The 25120-nt window shown below is 39.9% G+C and carries 24 protein-coding genes; 11 read left to right on the forward strand and 13 right to left on the reverse strand.

From position 1 onward, the window contains the following. Window positions 1-5: 5 nt before the first annotated feature. The gene (locus TEGAF0_RS07105; RefSeq protein WP_264897286.1) at window positions 6-794 is read left to right on the forward strand and encodes an alpha/beta hydrolase; all 789 of its coding nucleotides are present in this window, start codon (window positions 6-8) and stop codon (window positions 792-794) included. A 26-nt stretch (window positions 795-820) separates the two neighbouring features. After that, on the forward strand, window positions 821-1627 hold the full coding sequence (locus TEGAF0_RS07110; RefSeq protein WP_264897288.1) for an alpha/beta hydrolase: 807 nt from the start codon (window positions 821-823) through the stop codon (window positions 1625-1627). Between the two features lie 35 nt (window positions 1628-1662). Here TEGAF0_RS07110 and TEGAF0_RS07115 read toward each other — a convergent pair whose 3' ends face one another. Genes TEGAF0_RS07115 through TEGAF0_RS07130 form a run of 4 tightly spaced genes read right to left on the reverse strand, consistent with a single transcriptional unit; the run spans window position 1663 to window position 4686 of the window. Continuing rightward, a complete protein-coding gene (locus TEGAF0_RS07115) occupies window positions 1663-2574 on the reverse strand; it encodes a S66 peptidase family protein (protein WP_264897290.1) in 912 nt (303 codons plus the stop codon). Between the two features lie 3 nt (window positions 2575-2577). Next, entirely contained in the window at window positions 2578-3609 is a 1032-nt protein-coding gene (locus TEGAF0_RS07120) for a S66 peptidase family protein (RefSeq protein ID WP_264897291.1), read from the reverse strand. After that, complete coding sequence (locus TEGAF0_RS07125) at window positions 3609-3794, reverse strand: type II toxin-antitoxin system antitoxin (RefSeq protein WP_264897293.1); 186 nt, start codon at window positions 3792-3794, stop codon at window positions 3609-3611. Before TEGAF0_RS07125 ends, TEGAF0_RS07120 begins: the two co-directional genes overlap by 1 nt. A 13-nt stretch (window positions 3795-3807) precedes the next feature. Then, window positions 3808-4686, reverse strand: a complete 879-nt coding sequence (locus TEGAF0_RS07130) for an SPFH domain-containing protein (protein WP_264897295.1) — start codon at window positions 4684-4686, stop codon at window positions 3808-3810. Between the two features lie 106 nt (window positions 4687-4792). On the opposite strand from TEGAF0_RS07130, the gene metG reads away from it, so the two are divergent. Continuing rightward, window positions 4793-6988: a methionine--tRNA ligase gene (gene metG, locus TEGAF0_RS07135; RefSeq protein WP_264897296.1), complete on the forward strand. Its 2196-nt coding sequence runs from the start codon at window positions 4793-4795 to the stop codon at window positions 6986-6988. On the opposite strand, the gene TEGAF0_RS07140 is transcribed toward metG, so the two are convergent. From TEGAF0_RS07140 to TEGAF0_RS07155, 4 genes are all read right to left on the reverse strand, one after another. Beyond that, on the reverse strand, window positions 6985-7641 hold the full coding sequence (locus tag TEGAF0_RS07140) for a gluconate 2-dehydrogenase subunit 3 family protein (protein WP_264897298.1): 657 nt from the start codon (window positions 7639-7641) through the stop codon (window positions 6985-6987). The two genes, metG and TEGAF0_RS07140, sit on opposite strands and share 4 nt — an antisense overlap. Before the next feature lies 1 nt (window position 7642). Further along, the gene (locus tag TEGAF0_RS07145; RefSeq protein WP_264897300.1) at window positions 7643-9385 is read right to left on the reverse strand and encodes a GMC oxidoreductase; all 1743 of its coding nucleotides are present in this window, start codon (window positions 9383-9385) and stop codon (window positions 7643-7645) included. A gap of 85 nt (window positions 9386-9470) precedes the next feature. After that, entirely contained in the window at window positions 9471-10241 is a 771-nt protein-coding gene (locus TEGAF0_RS07150) for an FG-GAP repeat domain-containing protein (protein WP_264897302.1), read from the reverse strand. 105 nt (window positions 10242-10346) lie between these two features. Next, entirely contained in the window at window positions 10347-13718 is a 3372-nt protein-coding gene (locus TEGAF0_RS07155; protein WP_264897304.1) for a vitamin B12-dependent ribonucleotide reductase, read from the reverse strand. A 344-nt stretch (window positions 13719-14062) separates the two neighbouring features. Here TEGAF0_RS07155 and TEGAF0_RS07160 point away from each other — a divergent pair, with 344 nt between their 5' ends. Genes TEGAF0_RS07160 through TEGAF0_RS07195 form a run of 8 tightly spaced genes read left to right on the forward strand, consistent with a single transcriptional unit; the run spans window position 14063 to window position 21553 of the window. Further along, complete coding sequence (locus TEGAF0_RS07160) at window positions 14063-14824, forward strand: phosphoglycerol geranylgeranyltransferase (protein WP_264897306.1); 762 nt, start codon at window positions 14063-14065, stop codon at window positions 14822-14824. A gap of 6 nt (window positions 14825-14830) precedes the next feature. Then, window positions 14831-15439 carry an alpha-ketoglutarate-dependent dioxygenase AlkB family protein gene (locus tag TEGAF0_RS07165; protein ID WP_264897308.1) on the forward strand — a complete coding sequence of 203 codons (609 nt, stop codon included), beginning with the start codon at window positions 14831-14833 and terminating at the stop codon, window positions 15437-15439. After that, complete coding sequence (locus TEGAF0_RS07170) at window positions 15436-16692, forward strand: NRAMP family divalent metal transporter (RefSeq protein ID WP_264897310.1); 1257 nt, start codon at window positions 15436-15438, stop codon at window positions 16690-16692. Before TEGAF0_RS07165 ends, TEGAF0_RS07170 begins: the two co-directional genes overlap by 4 nt. A gap of 45 nt (window positions 16693-16737) precedes the next feature. Continuing rightward, the gene (locus tag TEGAF0_RS07175) at window positions 16738-17691 is read left to right on the forward strand and encodes a proline iminopeptidase-family hydrolase (protein ID WP_264897312.1); all 954 of its coding nucleotides are present in this window, start codon (window positions 16738-16740) and stop codon (window positions 17689-17691) included. Beyond that, window positions 17688-18518 carry a universal stress protein gene (locus TEGAF0_RS07180; protein WP_264897314.1) on the forward strand — a complete coding sequence of 277 codons (831 nt, stop codon included), beginning with the start codon at window positions 17688-17690 and terminating at the stop codon, window positions 18516-18518. Before TEGAF0_RS07175 ends, TEGAF0_RS07180 begins: the two co-directional genes overlap by 4 nt. Before the next feature lie 9 nt (window positions 18519-18527). Then, window positions 18528-19664 (forward strand): DmpA family aminopeptidase, encoded by a 1137-nt coding sequence (locus TEGAF0_RS07185; RefSeq protein ID WP_264897316.1) that lies wholly within the window; start codon window positions 18528-18530, stop codon window positions 19662-19664. Continuing rightward, window positions 19661-20494 carry an aminotransferase class IV gene (locus TEGAF0_RS07190; protein WP_264897318.1) on the forward strand — a complete coding sequence of 278 codons (834 nt, stop codon included), beginning with the start codon at window positions 19661-19663 and terminating at the stop codon, window positions 20492-20494. The genes TEGAF0_RS07185 and TEGAF0_RS07190 overlap by 4 nt, the downstream gene beginning before the upstream one ends. Before the next feature lie 3 nt (window positions 20495-20497). Then, entirely contained in the window at window positions 20498-21553 is a 1056-nt protein-coding gene (locus tag TEGAF0_RS07195; RefSeq protein ID WP_264897320.1) for a proline iminopeptidase-family hydrolase, read from the forward strand. On the opposite strand, the gene TEGAF0_RS07200 is transcribed toward TEGAF0_RS07195, so the two are convergent. Genes TEGAF0_RS07200 through TEGAF0_RS07220 form a run of 5 tightly spaced genes read right to left on the reverse strand, consistent with a single transcriptional unit; the run spans window position 21550 to window position 25049 of the window. Further along, window positions 21550-22125, reverse strand: coding sequence for a class I SAM-dependent methyltransferase (locus TEGAF0_RS07200; RefSeq protein WP_264897321.1), 576 nt, complete (start codon window positions 22123-22125; stop codon window positions 21550-21552). The genes TEGAF0_RS07195 and TEGAF0_RS07200 overlap by 4 nt on opposite strands. Before the next feature lie 38 nt (window positions 22126-22163). After that, on the reverse strand, window positions 22164-22823 hold the full coding sequence (locus tag TEGAF0_RS07205) for a hypothetical protein (protein WP_264897323.1): 660 nt from the start codon (window positions 22821-22823) through the stop codon (window positions 22164-22166). Continuing rightward, entirely contained in the window at window positions 22823-23653 is an 831-nt protein-coding gene (locus tag TEGAF0_RS07210; protein ID WP_264897325.1) for an ABC transporter permease, read from the reverse strand. Before TEGAF0_RS07210 ends, TEGAF0_RS07205 begins: the two co-directional genes overlap by 1 nt. Beyond that, window positions 23641-24507 carry an ABC transporter ATP-binding protein gene (locus TEGAF0_RS07215; RefSeq protein WP_264897326.1) on the reverse strand — a complete coding sequence of 289 codons (867 nt, stop codon included), beginning with the start codon at window positions 24505-24507 and terminating at the stop codon, window positions 23641-23643. Before TEGAF0_RS07215 ends, TEGAF0_RS07210 begins: the two co-directional genes overlap by 13 nt. Then, a complete protein-coding gene (locus TEGAF0_RS07220) occupies window positions 24504-25049 on the reverse strand; it encodes a hypothetical protein (RefSeq protein WP_264897327.1) in 546 nt (181 codons plus the stop codon). The genes TEGAF0_RS07215 and TEGAF0_RS07220 overlap by 4 nt, the downstream gene beginning before the upstream one ends. Window positions 25050-25120 lie beyond the last annotated feature (71 nt).

Genomic DNA, 25120 nt, shown 5'->3' on the forward strand with positions numbered 1-25120 from the left:
ATCATTTGGGTACCGTTCTATTGTATGTATTAGCGGGTTACTTGCTCATCGTAATCATTGGATATTTAATCCAAGAGAAACTTATTTTCAAACCAGAAAAACTAGCCCCGGACTTTGAATACAAGTACGATGCTCCTTTTGAAGAATTATTTTTTGATGTGGAACCAGGCGTGCGCATCAATGGTTTGCATTTTTATGTAAAAGAACCCAAAGGACTGATCCTCTATTTTCATGGCAATTCCAGAAGCATCAAAGGCTGGGCCAAATATGCCAAGGACTTTTATCGATTCCAATACGATGTGGTCTTAGTAGACTACCGTGGATTTGGAAAAAGTACGGGCAAAAGAAGTGAAAAAGAAATGCTGGCCGATATGCAGTTTGTATATGAGCAATTGAAACTCAAATATCCTGAACACCATATGCTCATATATGGCCGAAGTTTAGGTAGCGGTTTTGCCACTAAAATTGCTGCAGACAATTCTCCTCGCTATCTCATTTTAGACGCCCCCTATTATAGTTTTATAAAAGTAGCAGAACGATTTACTCCTTTCATTCCACACAAACTCACTTTACGCTATAAATTACAAACCGATCAGTGGATACGAAAAGTTAACTGCCACACTTATATCATTCACGGCACAAAAGACTGGCTAATCCCCATAAAACACAGTCAAAAATTGCAACAAATCAATCCCCATAAAATTACCCTCATAAGTATTCATGGTGGAGGACACAATAACCTACCCTCGTTTGCCGAATACCATAATTTTATTAGGGATATCTTAAAATATTAAGCATTCATTCTGCTTACCTTTATCCCGTGAAAAAAATTACTTTCTTCTTCTATCTGAAAATAGGTTTATTGCTCTATGCGCTAGTGGGATCTGTATTGTTCATCCTTCAAGACCATTTACTCTTTCATCCCAAAGCGGTAGAAGCAAACAGTAGCTATGGTTTTACCCAACCTTATCAGGAATCAATGATTCCGCTAGATGCCAATACAAAATTTCATGTAGTACATTTTACAGTACCAGACAGCATTCGCAAGGGCGTGGTTTTATATTTTCATGGCAATCAGAAAAACATTGGCCGATATGCTCCCTATGCCGAATTGTTTACCCGAAACAAGTACGAAGTTTGGATGATTGATTATCCCAAATTTGGCAAATCAACCGGCGACCTTACAGAAGAAAATCTGTATGAAGGTGCTTTGCAATTGTACATGTTGGCAAAGATCCGGTTTAAACCAGATCAGATTATTGTTTACGGAAAATCAATAGGAACAGGTATTGCTGCTCAGCTGGCTTCTACTAGGGATTGTAAAGCACTGTTATTGGAAACACCCTACTATAGTATGCAATCTTTACTGGGGAAGTATTTGTTCATGTATCCGCTGCAACAGTTATTGCATTTTAAATTTCCCACTTCGGAATACCTGCCCAAAGTAATTGCACCGATTCGAATTTTTCATGGTACCGATGATGGTGTAATTCCTTATAGTAATGCAAAGAAATTAGCACCTCTATTAAAAAAAGGAGATGCATTTATTACAATTCCTGAAGGCATACACAATAATTTAACTGAAAGTAAAATCATGCAGCAGGAGTTGAATAAACTGATGCAGTAATTTTCAGATTGCTATTAAATGGATCTTTTTAAATCTTACAATTCTGTCATTGTAACCGACTGATTCGTCACACGCAAACTAACCGGCAGTCCCACTTTCAGCGAAACATTTGCTTTGGCATGACTTACCGGGAAATGAAAACAGACCGGATAGTCATATTCCACAATATGCTCAGCTATGATTTGCTCCACTTTTTTCCCAAATGGTCTGACTGTGTCTTTGGTATCCGTAAAACCTCCAATGATTAACCCACTCAATTGCCTCAATACTCCTGCCCGTTTTAACTGGATTATCATACGATCAATATTATATAGATACTCCCCAACATCTTCAATAAATAAAATAGCCCCCTTCGTTTTATACAAAAGCGATGATCCGGCCAGGTGAGCCAGCAGTGCAAGATTGCCTCCTACTAAAGCACCCGTTGCTTTTCCCAACTTGTTCTTAGCATAAGGCTTGCACGCATACTGATTCTTTTTGCCAGTGATGGATTTGTAGAGAGACTGCACATATGGTCCATTTGCGCCCCCTTTATTAAAAGCATTGGCCATGGGCGCATGGAGGGAAGCGACTTTGCACTTACTAAATAAATAGGAATGTAAAACAGTAATATCACTGAAGCCAATGATCCACTTCGGATTTTTTTTGAATGCAGTAAAATTCAATTGCTCAATGATGCGGGTAACTCCATAACCTCCTCTTCCACAAAGAATGGCTTTTACAGAAGGCTCATCTAGCATGGCTTGCAGTTCATCTCTTCTTTCTTCATCGGTTCCACTGAAGTAATTCGTGGAATCACTTCCCACTGTTTTGCCAATTAGCACTTGAAAGCCCCAGCCTTGAAGGGTTTTTACACAGGTTTTAATATTCGCCGCTTCCATGTATCCAGCAGGACAGGTAATGGCGATGGTATCACCTTTCTTTAAAAAGGGTGGTTGCTTAATCATACATTATAATTCTTGAAGTTCAACTTTATCGTTACTCACCAATAAGCGATGTGGCATTCCCATTTTTAAGGCAAAATTATTTTTGATATGACCAACCGGAAAATCAAAACATACAGGATAGGTAAATGCCCCAATTTTTTCCTGTACAATGGTATAGATATCTCTTCCAAAAGGAACAGCAGGATTGTCTGCTTTAATGTTGCTGAAACTGCCAATAATCAATCCTTTCAACTGATCTAGCTTTCCGGAACGAAGCAAATTACAGAACATACGGTCTATATTGTAAAGGGGTTCTCCTACATCTTCGAGCACCAATATCTTGCCCTTGGTTTGTATCATTGAAGCTGAACCATTCAGGTTCTCTAAAATTTTTAAATTGCCACCAATAATTTTTCCTTCCGCCATACCCAACCGGTTAGCGGAAGCAGTGACTGCAGGATAATTTACTTTTCTTCCTTCCAGTGCATCTTTAATAGAGAGTATGGTTGCTTTTTGCACTTCATCTGCCAACTCCCAATCCTTGGGAAAACTGCCACACATTTTCGCATGAATACTGGCCACCCCCACTACCTGGTGTAAATGACTATGCAATACGGTTATATCACTGAATCCAATTATCCATTTAGGATATTTCCTAAAATGACTGAAGTTGAGTTGATCAATAATGCGCACTGTTCCGTAACCTCCTGTTGCGCAGAGAATAGCCTGTATTTTGGGATCATCCATCATATACTGAAAGTCTGCCGCTCGCTCTGCGTCTGTTCCTCCAAATGTATGATCGGTTTTTCCAACAGTTGCCCCCAATATTACTTTGTATCCCCAGGATTCCAAAATGGTTTTGCAGGGTTGAATGGTTTCTTCCAATGCAAAACCCGCAGGGCAGGTAATGCCAATGGTATCACCCGGTTGCAAATAACGGGGATGTTTCATTTTTCTGGCGCCACGATCAGTTGCTGCAGCACCTAATGGAGTAGCAAGTAAGGGTATGCTCATCAAACCCATTCCCGCCATTTGTAAAAAAGAATTTCTTTTCATTATGGATTTTTCTTGGGTTTGGTTTTTATGGCAGCACTTTCTTTTTTTCGACCGGCAGCTTTTAACGCCTGATCAATCAACATTTCAATTTGACCGTTGACGCTTCTAAACTCGTCTGCCGCCCATTTTTCAAGGGCGGCATACGACTGCTGATCTATTCTTAATACAAAAGATTTCTTACTCAAAACAACTCATTTATTATTGATGCAATGTCCCTGTATTCACTACAGGCGATACTGATCTGTCTCCACAGAGCACTACCAGCAAATTGCTTACCATCACAGCTTTTCGTTCTTCATCCAATTCTACCATTTGCTTTTCAGAAAGCAGGTCCAACGCCATTTCTACCATACCTACTGCCCCTTCTACTATTTTACTTCTTGCTGCAACAATAGCAGTAGCCTGCTGACGCTGCAACATAGCGTGAGCAATTTCAGGTGCGTAAGCCAAGTGACTAATACGTGCTTCCTTAATTACGATACCTGCTTTTAGCATGCGTTCATTTAACTCAGACTCTAACATTTCAATTACTTTTTCGCCACCATCTCTTAAAGTAACAGAAGCTTTTTCATCTTCAATGCTATCATATGGGCAAGTTGAAGCCAGATGTCTTAATGCTGCTTCACTCTGGTTGGTCATATAACTAGAGAAATTCACTACGTCAAAACATACTTTGTACGTGTCTTCAATCTGCCATAAAATAACCGCGGCAATTTCAATAGGGTTACCCAGCTTATCGTTTACTTTTAACTTGGTACTTTCTAAACTTTGTAAACGCAACGACACTTTCTGTTTGGTATACAAAGGATTCACGAATATCAATCCGTTTTCTTTTACCGTACCTACATATTTACCAAAGAAAGTAAGTACCACACTTGTATTGGGCTGAACCACTACTAAGCCAAATAGCAAAAAGAAAGAAACAGTAAAATCGATTACTGCAAACCAGATGTATAAAGATCTGGCACCGGATTCCACACCCTTTAATTGGGTAAGTACATATATGCCTGCAGCCACCATAACAGTAACTAGCAATAAAACCAGAAACCCTTGTGCTGCTTTAATGGTCTTTTCCATAAAATTTAATTTGATATTAATTTGATATCAAATATACATCAGATTCTGAAATTTCCAAATAAATTGGCTTTTAGTACCTTTGCCCACTGCAAAAGCAGGAAAGATTATGAAGCAACCGAAGCGATATTTAATTACTGCCGCCCTTCCCTATGCGAACGGGCTAAAACATATTGGACACCTGGCCGGTGCATATTTGCCAGCAGATATTTATGTGCGCTATTTAAGAGCACAAAAAAGAGACGTGGTATTTGTATGTGGAAGTGACGAACACGGAACAGCCATTCCTATTCAGGCAACCAAAGAAGGAACCACTGCACAGGCCATTATAGACAAGTATCATCCCATTATAGAACAGAACTTTAAAGACCTGGGCATTTCCTTTGATATTTATCACCGCACCAGTTCTCCCATTCACCACGAGACGGCAAGTGAGTTTTTTACAGCACTGAACAGCAAGGGAGATTTAATTACCAAAGAATCAGAACAATATTATGATGAACAGGCACAGAGTTTTCTGGCCGATAGATACATCAAAGGCACCTGCCCCAACTGTGGATTTACAGCAGCTTATGGAGATCAGTGCGAAAGCTGTGGTAAGAGTTTGAGTCCGGATGAACTGATTAACCCAGTGAGTACCCTAAGTGGAAATGCACCTGTTAAAAAGACCACCAAACATTGGTACCTGCCGCTAGACAGACACGAAGATTTTTTACGCAAATGGATATTAGAAGAACATGCCAATGATTGGCGCTCCACAGTGGTGGGTCAGTGCAAAAGCTGGATTGATGGAGGCCTGCAACCCAGAGCAGTAACGCGCGATCTAGATTGGGGCGTTGCAGTACCCAAAGATGTGGAAGGCAGTGCAGGTAAAGTATTGTATGTATGGTTTGATGCGCCAATTGGTTATATCAGCGCTACCAAACAATGGGCATTGAATGCAGGCAAAGACTGGAAACCCTACTGGGAAGACAAGGAAACCAAACTGATTCATTTTATTGGTAAAGACAATATTGTATTTCACTGTATTATTTTCCCAGTGATGTTGCAATTGCACGGAAATATTTTACCCGACAATGTTCCTGCCAATGAATTCATGAACCTTGAAGGCGATAAAATGAGTACCAGCAGAAACTGGAAACTAGAAATGGAAGATTATATCAACGATTTCATTAAGCCGGAGAACGGAGGATCACAACTGGCTGATACTTTACGCTACTACCTAACTGCCATAGCTCCTGAAAGCAAGGACAGCGAATTTACCTGGAAGGGATTTCAAGATGCCAACAACAGTGAGTTGGTTAGCATCTTCGGGAATTTCATTAATCGAGCCTTGGTATTGATGCACAAATTATGCAAGGGGAAAGTACCGCCATTGCACGCAGAAGTAATGGATGAACTGGACCATGCTACCATCGCTGAAATAAGACAAACTAAAGAAAAAGTTGAAAAACTACTGGAAGAATACAAGTTCAGGGATGCTCAATTCGAAGTAATTAACCTTGCCAGAATTGGTAACCAGTACATGCAGAAAAAAGAACCTTGGATCATTGCCAAACAACTGGAAGCCAATCCGGAAGCACAAAAACTAATTGACAACTGTCTGCATATATGTTTACAGCTTACCGCTAATTTGGCGATTCTAATCAACCCATTCCTACCCTTTACTGCCAAAAAAATCTGCTACTTACTAAAAGTAGTTGACAAAATGCTGGACTGGGAAAACGCTGGCAGCATGAAACTGGTAAGTGTAGGATATAGTTTAAGAGCACCTGAATTGTTGTTCAGAAAAATTGAAGACGAAGAAATCAGTAAGCAAATTGAAAAACTAAAAGCAGCAGCAGTGAACAAAGAAAGCATTCTACCATCCGTCAACAATACTACTCAAACCACTGCAAATATTTCATCTGCAAAAGCAAGTACTGCTCCTGTTGAATCAACTACCAAAGGTGAAGCTTCAGCGCAATCTCTTGTAAAACCAGAAATCGTATTCGACGATTTCGCTAAGATTGATTTGAAAGTAGGCACCATTGTAGCTGCTGAAAAAGTAGAGAAAGCTGATAAGTTATTGAAACTGCAGGTGGATCTTGGTTTTGAAGTCCGCACCATTGTTTCTGGTATTGCGATGCACTTTAGCCCAGAAGATATAGTTGGCAAACAGGTAACTGTTGTATGTAATTTAGCCCCTCGTAAAATGCGCGGCATCGAAAGCAATGGCATGATTCTGATGGCAGAAGACGCTAATGGCAAATTGCACTTTGTGAATCCGGAAGACAAAATCAATCCGGGAAGTGGCGTGAGTTAACTAAAACTCACGCACTCTTTCAATTCTTTTTCGGTGTAAGCCATATTGTATTGCTTCAACACATCCTCCGGAACGCCATTCCATTGATTCGGTGCATTCCCTACATAGCCTAGGTCTTTCACACCCATTTCGGTGGTGTAGAATCCTGTGGTCACTAAATCACGCATGCTATTAAAGAAAGCCACACCCTGTGCTAATTCCTTAGGTGCTTTATTTGGATAAGCAATGGAATCAACTACAGATAATTGTTGCGCCGCAGTTAGATTTACAAACGCCTTTTCATATAACTTATAACAATGCAGGTCTAACCAACGCAATCCCCCTCTTAGCGGCGTTTGATGCGATGGCATATCTTTTACAATAAATTCAATGAATTCTGGCACTTTGGCTTCGCTGGCACTACCGCTTACTTCATCCTTTGGAATAATGATATCCCCCAGCACTGTAATAGTGGCCATTTCATGTTCTGTAAAGAACTTGGGTTCTTTTTCTATTTTAGCGAGATAGGCTTTTTCTTCCTGCATGCGATCTGCCAAAGCAGCGTCTGCAGAACTGGCTATATTCTTCTTATCTGCACTGGTGCAGGCTTCTACGAAAACACCGGCACCAACAGTACCAATCATCAGTGCTTTAATCGATTTTCTCCTGTCCATATTATAAGTTTTGTTTTTTCATTTCATCAATAATGTATTCACTGGCGCGCATACTGAGTGCCAGAATGGTCCAGGTGATATTCTTGTCTGCCTGAGATACAAACTGAGAACCATCTACACAGAACAAGGTTTTACAATCATGTGCCTGACTCCATTTATTCAGTGCAGAGGTTTTTTTGTCGTTACCCATTCTCACTGTACCTGCTTCATGAATAATGTTTCCAGGATTGGACAAGCCATAGTTGTTGGAAGCATCATCATCGGCTCCCCAGGTAATAACAGCACCCATATTGTGCATGATTTCCTTGAAAGTTTCTTTCATGTGCTTGGCCTGCTTAATTTCATATTCAGAATGACGGGTATTGAAACGCAATACAGGTATGCCCCATTTATCTACTACGGTTGGATCAATTTCACAGTAGTTGTTAATATCTGGTACCGATTCTCCTCTGCCTGCCATACCCACACCCGCTCCATAGAAAAAGCGCACATCTTCTTTTAAGGAAGCTCCATATCCGCCTGCTTCCTTGGTTTTCCCATTTACCTGGTACTTGCCATTCAGTCCCTGCATGCCCATACCAAATCCGTAAGCAGGCTGACTCATGCCACCCCAGTATTCAATATGGTATCCTCTTGGGAAATCTAGTTTTTTATTGTCTAACCACCAAGGCGTATAAACGTGCATACCACCTACACCGTCTTCGTTGTAACGCTTTCTGCCAAAGAGTTCCGGCAATACACCACCCATGGCCGCGCCTGTAGAATCATGCAGGTATTTTCCTACCACATTGCTTTCATTGGCCAATCCATTCGGATGTCTTTTTGATTTTGAGTTTAACAACAACCTAGCGGTTTCACAGGTACTAGCAGCTAAAATGACTACACGACCATTTACCTGGTATTCCTGACTGTCTATTTTATTTACATAAGAAATTCCTGTAGCCAGCCCTTCTGCATTCGTGATAACCTCTCGGGCCATTGCCTGCGTAATTACATCCACATTCCCGGTTTTCAAGGCCGGCTTTACTAATACCGAACCAGATGAAAAATCACCATAGACTTTACAGCTTCGGTTACACTGTGCACAGAAGAAGCAAGCACCACGCTCTTCATTAATTTTTTTAGTAAGAATAGATAATCGGGAAGGTATAACAGGAATACCGATTCCTGTTGCGGCTTTCTTAATCATCAGTTCGTGTAAGCGGGGTTTGGGTGGTGGCAAGAAAATGCCATCCGGATCATTTTCCAATCCCTCGTTACTACCAAATACGCCAATCAATTTATCAATCTTATCGTAGTAGGGTTTTACGTCTTCATAGCCAATTGGCCAGTCTTCCCCTAATCCATCAATACTTTTTCTTTTGAAATCCTTAGGACCAAAACGCAAAGAAATTCTACCCCAATGATTGGTACGACCGCCCATCATACGCGCTCTCCACCATTCAAACTTCTGACTTCCCGGAGCCTGTGTATACGGCTCGCCATCAATCTCCCATCCCCAATAACAGCCGTCAAAATCCCCAAAGGGTCTGAACTTGGTACTGGCACCTCTTCTGGGTGATTCCCATGGATTTTTTAATTGAGAAGAGTTTACAGCAGGATCATAATCTTCTCCCGCTTCCAGCAAACAAACTTTTAATCCGGCTTTAGATAAAGTATAGGCAGCCATTCCACCACCTGCACCTGAACCGACAATTACCACATCGTATTGCTTCGGTTGCTTTTTAATTTGAAAATCTCCCATATCGCATTTTTAATCTTGGTCGTTAGAACCATGAATGTAATAATTTTACTGCTAATGAAAATGCATTTTTGATGAATGCATCCACTTATCTTACGAAGTATTCTGTTGGAAAAGAACGAAGGGTTGTCATTCGTATATCATCCGGAATATCTGTAGCAATCAGCTTATTTGTTTTATTATCTACCCTGGTCCAAATTGGGTAACCATATTCTTTAGAAACCATGGCCAGTGCACCATTCTTCCAATTATATAAATTATAGACCCAGTAGTTATGGCCTTTGTAATTGGTGGTGGTACAGCCTATTATTTCTGCAATGCCATCTTTATTGAAATCGTATTCTTTTTCAGATGAAAAATCAACAAAACTAGATACGCGATATTTGTTTGGCTGGCTAATCAAAAACACTTTATAATTCAGTAATGCCGCCGATCCATTTCCTCCTGTAAATATTCGAATCTTAATATCTGGAATTCCATCCCCATTAAAATCGGCGATATCCGCTGTAGATTGTACATGTCTAAACCAGTAAGGAACGAATAATTTTTGCGCAATTTTATTTTCGTGAAAGAAGATGATTTGTGAAGATTCTGTTTTCCCTTCTTGCTCGAATATTTGAATTTTATTCAGTGACTTTCCCATTCCTTTGATTCCATCTAGTACTATTTGTACCCCTTTGACTGCAGTATCTTTTATTTCTGCAATTTTCACTTTTTGATAGTTAATGGACTTATCATTCTTAAAAAGAAACTGCTGTTGAGCCAGTTTCACTATGGGTTTGGCGGGCTGAACGAATGCCTGTGAAAATAGGGAGCCAACGAGAAGAATGGCAATCAAATTAGAAAGTAAAATTTTCATTGCAAGTGTTTCTACAATTTAAACAAAGCATCCTAGGAGACAAAAAAAAATCTCCTCTGGAGCAAGTCCAAAGGAGATATAGGGCAGGGATTAACTGCTATCGAATTAACTGCATCCCATACTAGTTCCGCAGTTTAAACACTTGTAACAAGTTCCGCTTCTGATGGTTAAATGACCACAGGTACTACAAGCTGGCGCATCACTTTGCATGCTCTTTGCTGCTGCGTTTACTGCATCCATTCCACTGTTACCGGCTGCTGCTGTAGTGGTTGCTGCTCTTTGTAGTTTAGAAGAAGCAGGGCCTTCTGCAGGACTTGAATTAGGAGAAGGAGCGGTAACTCTTACACTACTCAATTCGGGCTTTCCCAAAAAAGTAGCATCTCCTTCTTCTCCTGTATTACCTACAGTTGGTCTGTCCAATACATGTACCAGATCCGTTCTGTTCAGGTATTCGTAGCCTAAAGCACGGAATACGAAGTCTACCAATGAAGTAGTGGTTTTAATATTCGGATGGTCTACCATACCGGCTGGTTCAAAGCGGGTAAAGACAAATTTATCAACAAACTCTTCCAATGGAACACCATATTGTAAGCCAACGGAAACTGCAATGGCAAAACAGTTCATTAAGCTGCGAAGGGTAGAACCTTCTTTAGCCAGATCAATGAAAATCTCTCCTAGCGTACCGTCACTGTACTCACCTGTTCTTAAGAAAACAACCTGACCTCCAATCTTTGCTTTCTGCGTAAATCCTCTTCTCTTAGCAGGCAAAGATTTTCTTTCTACTATTCTGGATAAAGCACGCTTTAGTTCTGTATCTGTAGATGCAGTCATACGCTTAGTAACTTCTTCCAGCAATTCATCTACGGTTAACTGACCCAAATCAACGATGGTTGAAGCTTCTGCTACTGCTGTTTCTTCTGCAACAGCTTCTGTGGCAGTGTCTTCTGTTTTCTTTTTCTTTTCGCTCTTATTGCTCAGCGGCTGACTTAGTTTGGAACCATCACGGTATAAAGCGTTTGCTTTAAGTCCTAACTGCCAGCTAAGCATGTAACAATCTGCAATTTCTTCTACTGTTGCTTCATGAGGCAGGTTGATGGTTTTAGAAATAGCACCACTCAGGAAGGGCTGACATGCGGCCATCATTCTGATATGTCCGTAAGCATGAATATATCTTTCCCCCTTCTTACCACATTTGTTGGCACAATCAAACACGGTTAAGTGTGCTTCTTTCAGGAATGGAGCACCTTCTACTGTCATGGTACCACATACATAATCATTCGCTGCTTCAATTTCATCTTCTGTAAAGCCTAATGCTTCTAGTAAATTAAAGCTCCAGTCTTCATATTGTTCAGGAGTGAAACCTAAACGCTGCATACACTCATCACCCAATGTAAATCGGTTGAAAATGAAAGCGATTTCAAAGGCAGATCTGGCCGCTCCGTTTAATTTTTCAATTTCTGCCGCAGTAAATCCTTTTGCTGCTAAGCTTGCATTGTTAATGAAAGGAGCATTCTCAAAGCTGGCAGCACCAACAGCATATTGCTCAATGGCTTTAGCCTCTGATTCACTGTAACCCAAATTCTTCAATGCCTGCGGAACAGACTGGTTAATGATTTTAAAGTAACCACCACCGCTTAACTTTTTGAATTTAACCAAGGCGAAATCTGGCTCAACACCAGTGGTATCACAATCCATCACCAAACCGATAGTGCCGGTTGGTGCAATCACCGTAGTTTGCGCATTGCGGTAACCATATTTTTCACCCAACTGTACAGCATCATCCCATGCACGGGTTGCTGCTTTTAACATATAATCAGGACAATACTGAGCCTTAATACCTTGTGGTTTAATTTCCAACCCTACATAGGCTTCAGTTGCATCGTATGCAGCAGCACGATGGTTGCGCATTACACGTAACATGTCTTCCTTGTTTTCTTCATACTTATCAAAAGTGCCAAGGAAAGAAGCCATTTCAGCAGAAGTTTTGTAAGCAACACCAGTCATGATGGCTGAGATTGCACCTGCAATTCCTCTTGCTTCTTCACTATCATAAGCAATACCGCTTACCATTAACATAGAACCCAGGTTGGCAAAACCAAGACCCAATGTTCTGTAATCGTAAGACAATTGCGCTACTTCTTTAGAAGGGAACTGAGCCATCAATACAGAAATTTCCAGCACAGTGGTCCACAAACGAGTAGTGTATTCAAATCCTTCTACATCAAAAACATTGGTATCGTCATCATGAAACTTACGCAGGTTGATAGAAGCAAGATTACATGCAGTATTGTCTAGGAACATGTACTCTGAACAAGGGTTAGATGCATTGATGCGTCCACCTTTTGGACAGGTATGCCATTCGTTAATGGTAGTATCGTACTGTGTTCCAGGATCTGCACAACGCCATGCTGCATAAGCAATTTTATCCCAAACTTCTCTGGATGGAATTTTCTTCATTACTCTACCATCTGTTCTGGCTTTTAACTCCCAGTCTCTTCCTTCTTCCAAAGCATGGAAAAATTCGTTTGGTATTCTTACAGAGTTGTTTGAATTCTGGCCAGATACTGTTGCATACGCTTCCCCTTCATATCCATTATCGTAACCAGCAGCTACTAAAGCAGCTACTTTCTTTTCTTCTTCTACTTTCCAGTTAATGAACTCCATGATTTCCGGATGATCCAAATCCAAACAAACCATTTTGGCTGCGCGACGGGTTGTACCACCACTCTTGATGGCACCAGCTGCACGGTCACCAATTTTCAGGAAACTCATCAAACCACTTGACGTACCACCTCCGCTTAATTTTTCACCACTTCCACGAATCTGAGAAAAGTTCGTACCTACACCTGAACCATATTTAAAAATTCTGGCTTCACGGGTCCACAAGTCCATGATACCACCTTCATTCACCAAGTCATCGCTTACACTTAGAATGAAACATGCGTGTGGCTGAGGACGCTCATAAGCATTGGTTGATTTCTTTAATTTACTATCTTTTGGATCTACATAGTAGTGACCTTGCGGCTTACCAGTAATACCATAAACTTCGTGCAATCCTGTATTAAACCACTGTGGTGAATTGGGTACACATGCCTGATTCAAAATGCTGTATGCCAATTCATCATAGAATACCTGCGCATCTTTTTCACTGGCAAAATAACCATAGCGCTCACCCCATACTCTCCAGCAATGGGCCATTCTATGTGCAACTTGCTTTACACTTGTTTCTCTGCCTAATGAACCATCTGGTTGAGGCACACCTGCTTTCCTGAAATATTTCTGAGCTAGAATATCAGTAGCAATCTGGCTCCATTGCTTAGGAACCTCTACATTATTCATTTCAAAAACTTTTTCACCGTTTGGATTTTTGATTACGCTGTCGCGGTAATCGTATTCAAACATATCATAAGGACTAACACCATCTTTGGTGAAGCGGCGGCTGAATTGCAAGCCTTTGGGAGTGCGTGGATTAGGCATATCGAAATTGTGGTTTAAGATGTATGTAACAGTTTTCCCAAAACCGTGTTAAATCGGTCGGTTGACGAAAATATCCTTCCATTTTCAAAATCCAATAGTTGAAATATACACAGCTTGTGGATAAGGAAGGTGGATAATTTCAGAGCTCAAATCCCCATTGAATTTCCCTGATTATACACAGGTGTCAATAAGATTTTTAGGTAATATTGCAGATACGATAGGTTGATGTTTTTGGCCTAAAAAGTTAAACAAGCCTGTATTTGTCTCCCCCCGACATTGGTAACCGTATTTAAAATGCATTAAACGAAAACTTTTCTGCATTTTTGTAATAGCATCCTATTAGAATGAAGCAAAACATTTACCAGCAATTCATTACCAAAAAGCGTTCGGGGAAAAAGTCCTTTGCCGTACTGATTGATCCTGATAAAGTGAATGCCAAAAGCATTGCAGAATTGGTAAAATTGTCGATTGAAGCAAAAGTGGATTATTTCTTTGTGGGTGGCAGTTTGGTGATTTCACACCATCTGGACGAATGTATCCAGCAAATTAAAGCCAACTGTTCCATACCTGTCATTTTATTCCCTGGCTCTCCTTCCCAGGTTAGCAAATATGCAGACGCATTGTTGTACCTCTCATTGATTTCAGGAAGAAACCCTGAACTACTGATAGGACAGCATGTGATTTCTGCCCCTTTTGTTAAAAAATCCGGCCTGGAAATCATGCCTACCGGGTACATGGTAATTGATGGAGGTGCACCCACTACTGTAAGCTATATTTCCAACGCCTCTCCTATACCAGCTGATAAAAGCGAAATTGCCATGTGCACTGCCATGGCGGGTGAAATGCTGGGCATGAAATTAATTTATATGGATGCGGGTAGTGGGGCAAGAAGGCCTATTACCGAACAAATGATTGAAAAAGTAGCCCAGCATATAGAAGTCCCCTTGATAGTAGGAGGAGGCATTGTTGACCCTGAGAAAGCTTACCTCAACTGCAAGGCCGGGGCCGACATTATTGTTGTTGGCAACGCAATTGAAAAAGACATTTCCCTGATTACTGAAATCAGCGCTGCCATTCACTCTGTTGCCAACATTAATGCGGGGTAATTATCCATGGACAGCCTTTTTCCTATTGCGGAGAATCCAGAGCAGCTACTACCTTACGATGGTCTGGCACTGTATTACGGAACCATTTTCTCTCCGATACACATTCAAACCTTCAGCCAACAGCTACTCCATGATATTGTTTGGGAAAATGATCATATCCGCATGTTTGGAAAAGAAATCATTACCAAAAGAAAAGTTGCCTGGTATGGAGACCAGCCCTTTTTATACAGGTATTCCAATAGCACCAAAATAGCTTTGCCTTTTACGAACACGTTAAACAGCATTCGTAAAAAGATTGAGGAAATATCTGGAGAGACTTATAATTCCTGTTTATTGAATCTCTACCACAATGGAGAAGAATCGATGGGATGGCATAGTGACAACGAAAAAGAATTACAAAAAAACGGCGCCATAGCATCAGTAAGTTTGGGCGCTGCCAGGAAATTTTGTTTCAAACATAAACGAACCCAAGAAAAAAAAGAACTCATCTTAGAGAATGGGAGCTTATTAATCATGAAAGGCCCCATTCAAGAGCACTGGTTGCACCAGCTACCCCCTTCTAAAAAAATAAAGGGAAGCAGAATCAACTTAACTTTCAGAACTATTGTATCATGAAGCCAAAGCAAAATATATTTACAAAATTCTGGAAGAACCTAGGTCCGGGGCTGGTTACGGGATCCAGCGATGATGATCCCTCCGGAATCGCCACCTATTCACAGGCAGGGGCTCAGTTTGGCTTGGGTACACTTTGGGCTGCATTATTGACTTTCCCCATGATGGCTGCTGTACAGGAAATTTGTGGAAGAATCGGATTGGTAACACAGAAAGGCCTTGCGGGTACATTAAAAGAACACTATTCCAAGCCCGTTTTGTATTCAGTTATTTTATTGAGTTTTCCTGCCATCGTATTGAATATTGGAGCCAATATTGCAGGCATGGGCGCAGTGGGTAATTTGCTTTTCCCATCCATAGACGCAAATTTTTTCAGCGTTAGTTTTACCATGATTTTATTGGTTTTGATTATCTACCTGCCCTATGAAAAAATCGCGGCTGTTTTGAAATATCTCTGTCTGGTCTTATTATTCTATATCATAGTTCCCTTTCTTTATAGGCAGGATTTTGGAACCATTTTAAAAAACACTTTTATACCAAGTATTCAATTAAACAAAGAATATCTGGCTATGCTTGTGGGCATTCTGGGAACTACTATTTCACCTTATTTGTTTTTTTGGCAGGCAACCATGTCCATGGAAGATTTGAAACATAAAAAACAAAAACTGGTAGTCAACAAAAAAATAATAGCCGCTTTAAAACAGGATATTGACACAGGTATGCTTTTTTCGAATATCGTGATGTATTTTATCATCCTTACTACAGGCACTGTTCTTTTCAAAGCTGGCATCCATCAGATTGATACAGTAGAAGATGCGGCCAAAGCATTAAAGCCTTTAGCAGGAAATGCCGCCTACATCTTATTTGCCTTAGGCATCATTGGAACCGGATTTCTGGCAATTCCCGTATTAAGCGGATCGTTATCGTATATGATTACTGAATTATTTAATTGGGAAAACGGTCTAGATAAAAAATTTCATGAAGCCAAAGCTTTTTATTCCATTATTACCCTCTCTTTAATATTGGGACTGGGTATCAACTACCTGGGCATATCTCCTATTAACGCATTAATTTATGCAGCCATTTTATATGGAGTAACAGCACCCGTGCTAATTGCTGTGATCTTACATATTTCGAACAATAAAAAAATCATGGGGCAATACACCAACGGAATTGGGAGCAATATTTTTGGCATACTGGCTTTTATTCTTATGCTTCTTGCAGCAGTGGGTCTATTTGTGTTTCAGTATTTTTAAATTACTGTATCTTTAAGACAAGCGGCATCTAATTGCTCCAAAAACATGTTTGTAAAGATTTGGCAACTTACCATTGCGTTTGCATTTCTATGTATCAGCAGCCAGGCACAATTAGCAGAAAAAGAAGGCTATGTTTCTGTTACAGGGGGTAAAATCTGGTATAAAGTGATAGGAAAAGGGAAAGGGTTACCCCTATTGCTTACTCATGGCGGTCCAGGAGGTACTAGTCGCTCTTTTTATCAATTCACTTCTATCGGTAACGACCGTCCTATCATTTTGTTTGATCAATTAGGAAGTGGCAGATCAGGATACCATACCGACACGAGCTTATTAAAAGTTCCCTTTTTTGTGGAACAGGTAAAAGCACTGGTGGATCATTTATCATTGGATTCATTTTACTTACACGGGCATTCCTGGGGAACAGCACTGGCATTGGAATATTATTTACAATATCCTAAAGGCATTAAAGCCATTATTTTCAATAGCCCTTACTTCAGTACAGAAGTCTGGAAAAAAGATGCGGATACTTTAATCAAAACCCTACCCGTTTCTGTACAAAAAGCCATTGCGGAGGGAGAAAGAACCGGAGATTTCAGCGCTGAAGCTTACCAGCAGGCCAACACCGTTTTTGCCAAAAATTTTGGCGTTCGCAATACCAGATTAACAAGTCCCTGGGATACTGCAAACGCACCCAGTAATGGCTTCATTTATAATTACATGTGGGGTCCCACAGAATTTACTGCAACCGGCACTTTAAAAAACTATGACAGAATCAATAGCTTATCTTCTATTAACGTCCCTACCCTTTTTATAACTGGAGAATATGATGAAGCCAGACCAGCAACGGTTGCACGTCTCAGCAAGCTGGTAAAAAATAGCCGCTTCGGCATAATCAAAGGTGCCGGACATGGAACCATGCACGACAATCGCTCAGAGAATATTCGTTTTATTCAGACATTTTTACAATCTTTAGAAAAAGCCAATAAGCCCATAAAATGAAAATTTTAGTAACCACTGATTTTTCAGACAATTCAAAATCTGCCATTGTATTTGCCGCGAATTTGGCAGAACAGATTCCCCAAACTACACTTGTTTTTTATTCAGCCATTGAATTATTACAACCAGAAACTTGGAACCTTTCTTTCTATCAGGAATATGAAAAAGAAGAAAAGAAACGATTGACCCTTTTATTAGAAAAATGGGTTAAATCAACGCTTGGGAGTAAAATGAAAAATATAAGTGCCTGTAAATATGTAATTGAGTTTGTTCAAGGTACCGAAAAAGCAATCATTGAGGCTTCGCTGAAACATAAATGCCATTATATCTGTATTTCAACGAATGGGGCAGGTATGCTACGAAAACTCATGGGTACGCACACATCTTATTTGGTAAATCATTCCCCTTTGCCCGTACTGGCTATTCCATCCAAATACAAATCAGCCGCGTTGCAAAGTATACTTTATGTTTCAGATTTTGAAAACCTAAATCATGAATTAAAAAAACTGGGCAAATTCAGTGCTTCTTTACAAGTGAAAACAAAAGTTTTGCATTATGCCAGAATGGGCGTTACTCATCCGGAAACAATAAAGAGAGCAGCCATTTTCAATAAACCAGATTTTCAGCATATTGATCCCATTATACTTCCAACCAAAATTGAATATTCCCTAGTGGAAAGAATTACCCAATTCATAAAAAAAGACAAACCAGGAATCATTGTACTTTTTACCAAACAGAAAAAAGGATTTTTTGAAAAATTGTTTTTGCCAAGCAAAGCAGCTGAACTCACTTATTCTACCAAAGTACCTACTTTGATTTTTCCAAAATAAACATTCAACATGAGAAACCTACTCGTCTGTTTGCTTTGGGTTGGAATGTTTGGACAATGCAAAAATACAGCTGCACAAAATCAGCAAAGACCGCGTGAACTAGGCATTATCATTGGTGTTATGCCAACTGGAAAACACAATAGTATAATAGATGTTAAGGGCGTTGCTGTGGGGCATACAACACTTGTTGAGGCTGATTCTATCAGAACTGGGGTGACCGTTATTTTACCGCATACCGGAAATCTGTTTCAACAAAAAGTTCCTGCCGCCATCTATACAGGCAACGGTTTTGGTAAACTAGCTGGAAGCACGCAAGTGAATGAATTGGGAAATTTGGAAACGCCCATCGCCTTAACCAATACCCTTAGTGTTCCCAATGCAATGAATGCATTAATTAGTTATACCCTTGAACAACCAGGCAATGAAAAAGCAGGATCAGTGAATGCAGTAGTAGGAGAAACCAATGATGGCTATCTGAATGATATCAGGGGAAGACATGTTAAGGAACATCATATTCTTTCTGCTATCAAAAATGCAAGTACAAACAATCTGGAAGAGGGCTCCATTGGTGCAGGTACTGGCACTGTTTGTTTTGGTTTTAAAGGGGGGATTGGAACTGCTAGTAGAAAACTGCCCTCAACACTGGGCGGATACTCGGTTGGCGTGATGGTCCAGTCCAATTTTGGAGGTGTCCTTAATATTGATGGAATTGCAGTTGGAGAATATTTACAGAAATTCAGTTTCAGAAATGAATTATTGAATAATGTGGATGGCTCCTGCATGATCGTCGTTGCTACGGATGCACCACTCGATCATCGGAACCTGATGCGATTAGCCAAAAGAGCGATGTTAGGTCTAGGGAGAACCGGCGGGATTGCTTCCAACGGAAGCGGAGACTATGTCATTGCCTTTTCAACAGCTGTAGACAACCAAATTCCGAATAGGCCTGATACCCCTACGCAATCTTTTCTGACGCTTCATAACGACCAGACATCCCAATTATTCATGGCTGCCATTGAAGCTACTGAAGAAGCTATTATAAATTCATTGTGGATGGCCAATACCACCATCGGCATAAAAGGAAACAAAGTAGAACGCATCCCTGTTGAAAAAATATTGCCTTTATTCACAAAAGAAAAAAAATGAGTGATCTGTTTGTATTTGTAAATAATAAACTGGTTCCTGCTAATGACGCAAAAATTTCTGTAACGGATCTTGCCATTCAAAGAGGCTATGGCATATTCGACTTTTTAGTTGTGGTGAACGGTCGTCCTGTATATTTAGAAGACCATCTCAATCGTTTTTATCATTCTGCTGCAGCTATGCATCTTCCTGTTCCGTTAGACAGACCTGCTTTAGTTGAAGCTATCCAGCAATTGATGAACAAAAACAAACTCCCCAATGCAGGAATTAGAATAACACTAACAGGAGGCGATTCTCCGGATGGATATAGTATTGGGGTTCCGAATATAATCATCACACAAAATCCATTTCAATATTCACTCAGTTCACCATTGAAAGGTATCCGTTTAATAACACAGGAACATCAGCGACAATTGCCACATATCAAAACCATTGATTACGCTAAAGCAATTTTTTTGCAACCTACTATCAAAGCAGCCGGGGCAGACGATGTATTGTACCATACTGCAGGCATCATAACCGAATGTCCGCGATCCAATTTTTTTATTGTCAATAATCAACAAGAAATAATAACACCAGACAAACAAATACTGGCAGGTGTTACAAGAGCTAAAATTTTATTGAATACCCAATTCCTTGTAAAGGAAGCACCCATCAATTTTGAAACCCTTGCAAATGCGAAAGAAGCTTTTGTAACCAGTTCTACCAAAAATGTTTTGCCGGTAGTTTCCATAGACGGAAAACCAGTGGGAAATGGAGAACCAGGACCTGTTACCCAGGAACTACTTAACTGGATGATTCAGCAAAAAGGTATTTTATCAACCAATTTATAAAACATGAAACAACTGTTTACCCTATCCGCTTTTGCAGTAATGGCTTTCCTAAGCAGCTGTAAACCAAACAATGCAACAGAAACGGCCAATAATGACTATTTCAAACCGCATGCAACAGGAATTCAAAATGGAAATATTCAAATGATTCCAATTGAAACACCCAAAGGTAAATTCTCTGTATGGACCAAAAGGATCGGCAACAATCCTACAATGAAGATTCTTTTGCTAAACGGAGGACCGGGAGCCACTCACGAGTATTTTGAATGTTTTGAAAACTTTCTTCCGGCAGAAGGAATTGAAATTATATATTACGATCAACTCGGTTGTGGTAATTCACAAGATCCAAAAGACAGTAGCTTATTCGATTTAGCCAGATACGTGGATGAAGTAGAACAAGTAAGAAAGGCATTGAATTTGAACAAGGAAAATTTTTATTTACTCGGACATAGCTGGGGTGGAATTCTTGCTATGGAATATGCTTTAAAATACCAGGACAATTTAAAAGGCGTGATTATTTCGAATATGATGAGCGATGCTGTTGAATATGGTAAGTATGCAGACGAAGTACTGGCCAAGCAGATGGACCCTGCAGTGCTGGATACAGTAAGAGCTTTGGAAGCAAAGAAAGATTACGGTAATCCCAAATACATGGATTTGCTGTACAATCATTTTTATACCCAACATATCCTGAGATTGCCTTTGTCAGATTGGCCTGAGCCTGTAAATCGTTCCTTTGCCAAAATGAACCAGGGATTGTATGTAACCATGCAGGGCCCCAGTGAATTTGGCATAGCCGGAAAACTAACAACCTGGTCTGTGAAAAATCAGCTAAACAAAATTAAAGTTCCTGCATTGGTAGTTGGTGCGGCACATGATACAATGGATCCCAATCATATGAAAGCCATGGCTGAAGCTGTGCAGAATGGAACCTATTTGTTTTGTCCTAATGGAAGTCATATGAGCATGTACGATGATCAGGAAACTTATTTTAAAGGACTGATTCATTTCATAAAAGGAGTCAATAATGGAGAAACCAAAAATATTGTTCCCAAGTCTTAAAGCTTAATCCAGAACTTCAGGTCTTCATTAGACCCAATGCCCACCACTTCATAGCTGGTGGGCATTTCATTTTCTGTACTATGAAAAGTAGCTATGCGTGTGCCTGATGGCATTTTTTTCAAGGCCTTGTAAAGATTACGGTTGTAGGCATGAAACAATTCATTGGAAATGGGAACAGAGTCATCAATCAGATCGCTCTGTTCCAAATGCTCATAAAAAGAATTGTAAAAATAGAAGTGCTGATAGGCAGAGAAATCAATATTGCTAAAGTCTCCTTCAAAAAAAGCGGTATTAGATAGGCCCAGCTTTATCGACAGCTTTGTGGCAATGGCATGTAAACTACCCCTGTGTTCTACTCCTGCAAAAAAAGCACTGGGAAAGAAATGAGCCCCAACTAAACAGAATTTTCCAACACCGCTGCCAATATCCAGGATACGGGGGGAATCACCCACTGCCAAAAATGTAGCCGCTTCCTTAGCTACGGATAAGGGTGTCCAGTGACGACTGGCAAGTTGGGATATATGTGCTGGATACAAAGCATCAAAAGCAGTATCAGAACTAAATGGATCCATTCTACTAAGTTCGCAAATTAACAATGGCAACGGGTTATTTATAGGAGCGTTTTTATCTGGTAATTACTCATAGATAAATAAATGGCCCCTGTTTTTGATCCTGAAGAACGCATTTTTTTTCTGTCTATATCCGTATCCTTCCCCATGAAATTAATGGGTATCCTGATTTTTTCAATTTCAAAATTCACCGTTACTTTATCCGGCAACACTTTCTGATCCTGATTGTATTGAAAGTGCAAGGTATAAGATCCATCTTTTTTGGTGTTGATTTCAGAAGCAACCAGTCTTCTAAGCCGGGTATCCATCCAAACTGTTGCGATAGAAAAATCTGCCCGTTTATCTGTGGGTATAATATTGATGACTTTACAATTTCTTCCACCCTGCATTTCCATTCCCCTGTCTACAGTAATAAAATCATATTCCAGTAAGCTATTCAGAGAAAAATCCAAACCGCGTTTTGGTAGCATAACAAAATCGTTGGAAGAAAACTTAACTTTCTGCCCCTTTGTATACATCATCTGTGCTTTTTTCACAGGCATATTGATGAAAGAGATATCAACTGCTAAAGTTAATTGTGTGGTGAAGGACTGGATTGAATCAAGACGAGATTTGAGTCTTAGCAAATCAGGATCTACTGATTGAGCAAAAACTGTACCCAGCATCACCTGACAAAAAAGAAATAAAAATATTTTTTTCATTACCCAATATCTTTTTGTTGAAACCAATAAATACCTGCTCCCATAAATAGCAAACTATATCCAATTGATAAGAAGCTATTCAATTGAATTTGCCCCCAATTAATCTGGTAATAAAAAAAATACTGCCAGGTATCATTCAATTTGGCAAAGAAAATAGTGTTAAACCAATTATCACCAAAATCAACTTTGAGCAGGATATTCGAAATAATTAAAAAGAAAGCAGAGACAATCCATGTTTTAGCAGCTTCCTTAAAAAGCACTGCAATGGTTAAACTAGCTATGGAAAAAAAGACCATGGATAAAGCACCCGAAACAAAAGACCAGCGTAAACGATAATAGGCATCGCCTGCATCAAAAAAATTCAGTCCGTTCAGATACACCACCAGATCGCCTTTGCCGAAAAACAAATAAGAGAGTCCAAATGAACTCATAGCCAGTACCAATACTACCAGCAAAGTAAATCCTATGGCAACCACATACTTACTCAATATAAATTTCCATTTGGTTACGGGTTGCAACATGATCGTTTGTATTGTGCGATCTTTATATTCAGCGGTCAACATACCGGAAACTACAATCATCAGAATCAATGGCAAATGAAACCATAGTGTATTTAAAATGAGGTATACCAATAAATTCCCGTTCAAAAGCGTGCCTTCAAAATAAAACCGCTGCTTCAAATTTTCCAGTAACAAATCAATAATATTGGTACCCTGAAAATAAGCACTGATTAAGATGATAGCTTCAATAGAAAACAATGCACATATTGCATAGTATGTTTTTCCCTGACGGAATAATTTAAATATCTCAGCTTTAATTAAGGGGTACATTCCGTATTGGTTTCAAAAAGTTTTTCCATACTCAATTCCGGAGTACAAGAGGTAATAAAAATATTTTCCTGATGCAGTTGCTGAATCAATTGCGGAACTTGTGTTGCATTAATCGTAACCAGTGCGCAGTTCCCCTTGAAAACAACAGGATAGGCAGAAAGGCAACTGGCAGTTTGAATGCCAGGCGCACAAATACTATATACCAATGTGTTGGCTGCAATCAAATCTTGTGTTGGCCCACTGTTAACCAACTGCCCGTTTTTCAATACATACAATGTATGACATAGCTTACTCAGCTCTTCAATTATATGTGATGAAAGAATAATTGCCAGGCCATCTTTCTCTGCCAATCCTGCAATTAGATGCCTGAGTGAACTAACGCCCATTGGATCCAATCCAGTAAAAGGTTCATCCAGCACCAGACAAGAAGGATTGTTCAAAAGCGCAATAGCTATACCAAGACGCTGTTTCATTCCCATAGAAAAATGCGCTACAGGATCCATCCTGTCGGTGGGCAGCCCCACTTTCTGTAACTGTTCAGCAATCTCTTTCTTCGACAGCTTTAATCCCTGAATACTCGAAAACAAATGAATATTATCGTAGGCATTTAAATATTCATACAAAGCAGGTTTCTCAATGATTCCCCCGATGGGTTTTACAGCATTATTGGGCAATACAACGGTACCACTATCAGGAGTAACCAGTCCAAACAGAATTTTAAACAACGTTGTTTTGCCAGCGCCGTTGGCTCCCAGCAAACCACAGATTTCTCCGGCACCACAACTGAGGCTTACTTTATTTAACACTTGCCGACCCTGGTAGGTTTTGCTGATCTCAATGCCTGCTATACTCATGCCTGCAAAACTAATTGTTCGTAATCGGAATAGTTGAAGCGCGACTTATAATTAGGTTCTAGAAAGGTTCTGGACCAGAAATGTTTTTTGAATCCAAACCAGGGATCTTTAATCATAAAGTAAGGAACATAGTGATACCATTTAACTCCCTTTGCTTTATGGTAAGCTTTTACCTCGTCTTCAATGCCCAATTCCCTGGCAGCTTCCAATGCAGCCATTCGCTGACATTTAGATCCAATATAAGTGTCCACAATTCTTCTGTTAAAACCATGCATAAAAAACTGATCCTTGGCTCTTTTATAATTCTGATAACGACTCCATCCATCTGCCAGTACCAGAAAAATATGAATGAAAGAAAACATAAAACTCCAGGCCCAGAAAAAAATAATCCAGGCAGCAGCAAATTGGATGGCTTCATTCAACTTAACCCAGTAAAACCAAGACTCAACAATGAATATAATCAGTGAATAATACAAAAGTCTACCTACACGCAAATAAGATACGATAGGATGCGGTTGTTTAGGTAAAAAAGAAAACTGCATAGTATTAAAGTTAACGAACCCATCTAATCAAATCAAATATTTTCCCAATATTTATCCCAATCAATTTGCCT

The sequence above is a fragment of the Sediminibacterium sp. TEGAF015 genome (assembly GCF_025997995.1).
Classification (GTDB): domain Bacteria; phylum Bacteroidota; class Bacteroidia; order Chitinophagales; family Chitinophagaceae; genus Sediminibacterium.

What these genes read in the sequence shown, in the direction of transcription:
- TEGAF0_RS07210 (WP_264897325.1), bottom strand. Translation starts at nt 23,653, where the DNA reads ATGTACCCCTTAATTAAAGCTGAGATATTTAAATTATTCCGTCAGGGA.
- TEGAF0_RS07140 (WP_264897298.1), bottom strand. Translation starts at nt 7,641, where the DNA reads ATGGACAGGAGAAAATCGATTAAAGCACTGATGATTGGTACTGTTGGT.
- metG (WP_264897296.1), top strand. Translation starts at nt 4,793, where the DNA reads ATGAAGCAACCGAAGCGATATTTAATTACTGCCGCCCTTCCCTATGCG.
- TEGAF0_RS07115 (WP_264897290.1), bottom strand. Translation starts at nt 2,574, where the DNA reads ATGATTAAGCAACCACCCTTTTTAAAGAAAGGTGATACCATCGCCATT.
- TEGAF0_RS07180 (WP_264897314.1), top strand. Translation starts at nt 17,688, where the DNA reads ATGAAAATTTTAGTAACCACTGATTTTTCAGACAATTCAAAATCTGCC.
- TEGAF0_RS07215 (WP_264897326.1), bottom strand. Translation starts at nt 24,507, where the DNA reads ATGAGTATAGCAGGCATTGAGATCAGCAAAACCTACCAGGGTCGGCAA.
- TEGAF0_RS07175 (WP_264897312.1), top strand. Translation starts at nt 16,738, where the DNA reads ATGTTTGTAAAGATTTGGCAACTTACCATTGCGTTTGCATTTCTATGT.
- TEGAF0_RS07200 (WP_264897321.1), bottom strand. Translation starts at nt 22,125, where the DNA reads ATGGATCCATTTAGTTCTGATACTGCTTTTGATGCTTTGTATCCAGCA.
- TEGAF0_RS07150 (WP_264897302.1), bottom strand. Translation starts at nt 10,241, where the DNA reads ATGAAAATTTTACTTTCTAATTTGATTGCCATTCTTCTCGTTGGCTCC.
- TEGAF0_RS07170 (WP_264897310.1), top strand. Translation starts at nt 15,436, where the DNA reads ATGAAGCCAAAGCAAAATATATTTACAAAATTCTGGAAGAACCTAGGT.
- TEGAF0_RS07165 (WP_264897308.1), top strand. Translation starts at nt 14,831, where the DNA reads ATGGACAGCCTTTTTCCTATTGCGGAGAATCCAGAGCAGCTACTACCT.
- TEGAF0_RS07195 (WP_264897320.1), top strand. Translation starts at nt 20,498, where the DNA reads ATGAAACAACTGTTTACCCTATCCGCTTTTGCAGTAATGGCTTTCCTA.
- TEGAF0_RS07190 (WP_264897318.1), top strand. Translation starts at nt 19,661, where the DNA reads ATGAGTGATCTGTTTGTATTTGTAAATAATAAACTGGTTCCTGCTAAT.
- TEGAF0_RS07155 (WP_264897304.1), bottom strand. Translation starts at nt 13,718, where the DNA reads ATGCCTAATCCACGCACTCCCAAAGGCTTGCAATTCAGCCGCCGCTTC.
- TEGAF0_RS07205 (WP_264897323.1), bottom strand. Translation starts at nt 22,823, where the DNA reads ATGAAAAAAATATTTTTATTTCTTTTTTGTCAGGTGATGCTGGGTACA.
- TEGAF0_RS07145 (WP_264897300.1), bottom strand. Translation starts at nt 9,385, where the DNA reads ATGGGAGATTTTCAAATTAAAAAGCAACCGAAGCAATACGATGTGGTA.
- TEGAF0_RS07185 (WP_264897316.1), top strand. Translation starts at nt 18,528, where the DNA reads ATGAGAAACCTACTCGTCTGTTTGCTTTGGGTTGGAATGTTTGGACAA.
- TEGAF0_RS07160 (WP_264897306.1), top strand. Translation starts at nt 14,063, where the DNA reads ATGAAGCAAAACATTTACCAGCAATTCATTACCAAAAAGCGTTCGGGG.
- TEGAF0_RS07120 (WP_264897291.1), bottom strand. Translation starts at nt 3,609, where the DNA reads ATGAAAAGAAATTCTTTTTTACAAATGGCGGGAATGGGTTTGATGAGC.
- TEGAF0_RS07130 (WP_264897295.1), bottom strand. Translation starts at nt 4,686, where the DNA reads ATGGAAAAGACCATTAAAGCAGCACAAGGGTTTCTGGTTTTATTGCTA.
- TEGAF0_RS07220 (WP_264897327.1), bottom strand. Translation starts at nt 25,049, where the DNA reads ATGCAGTTTTCTTTTTTACCTAAACAACCGCATCCTATCGTATCTTAT.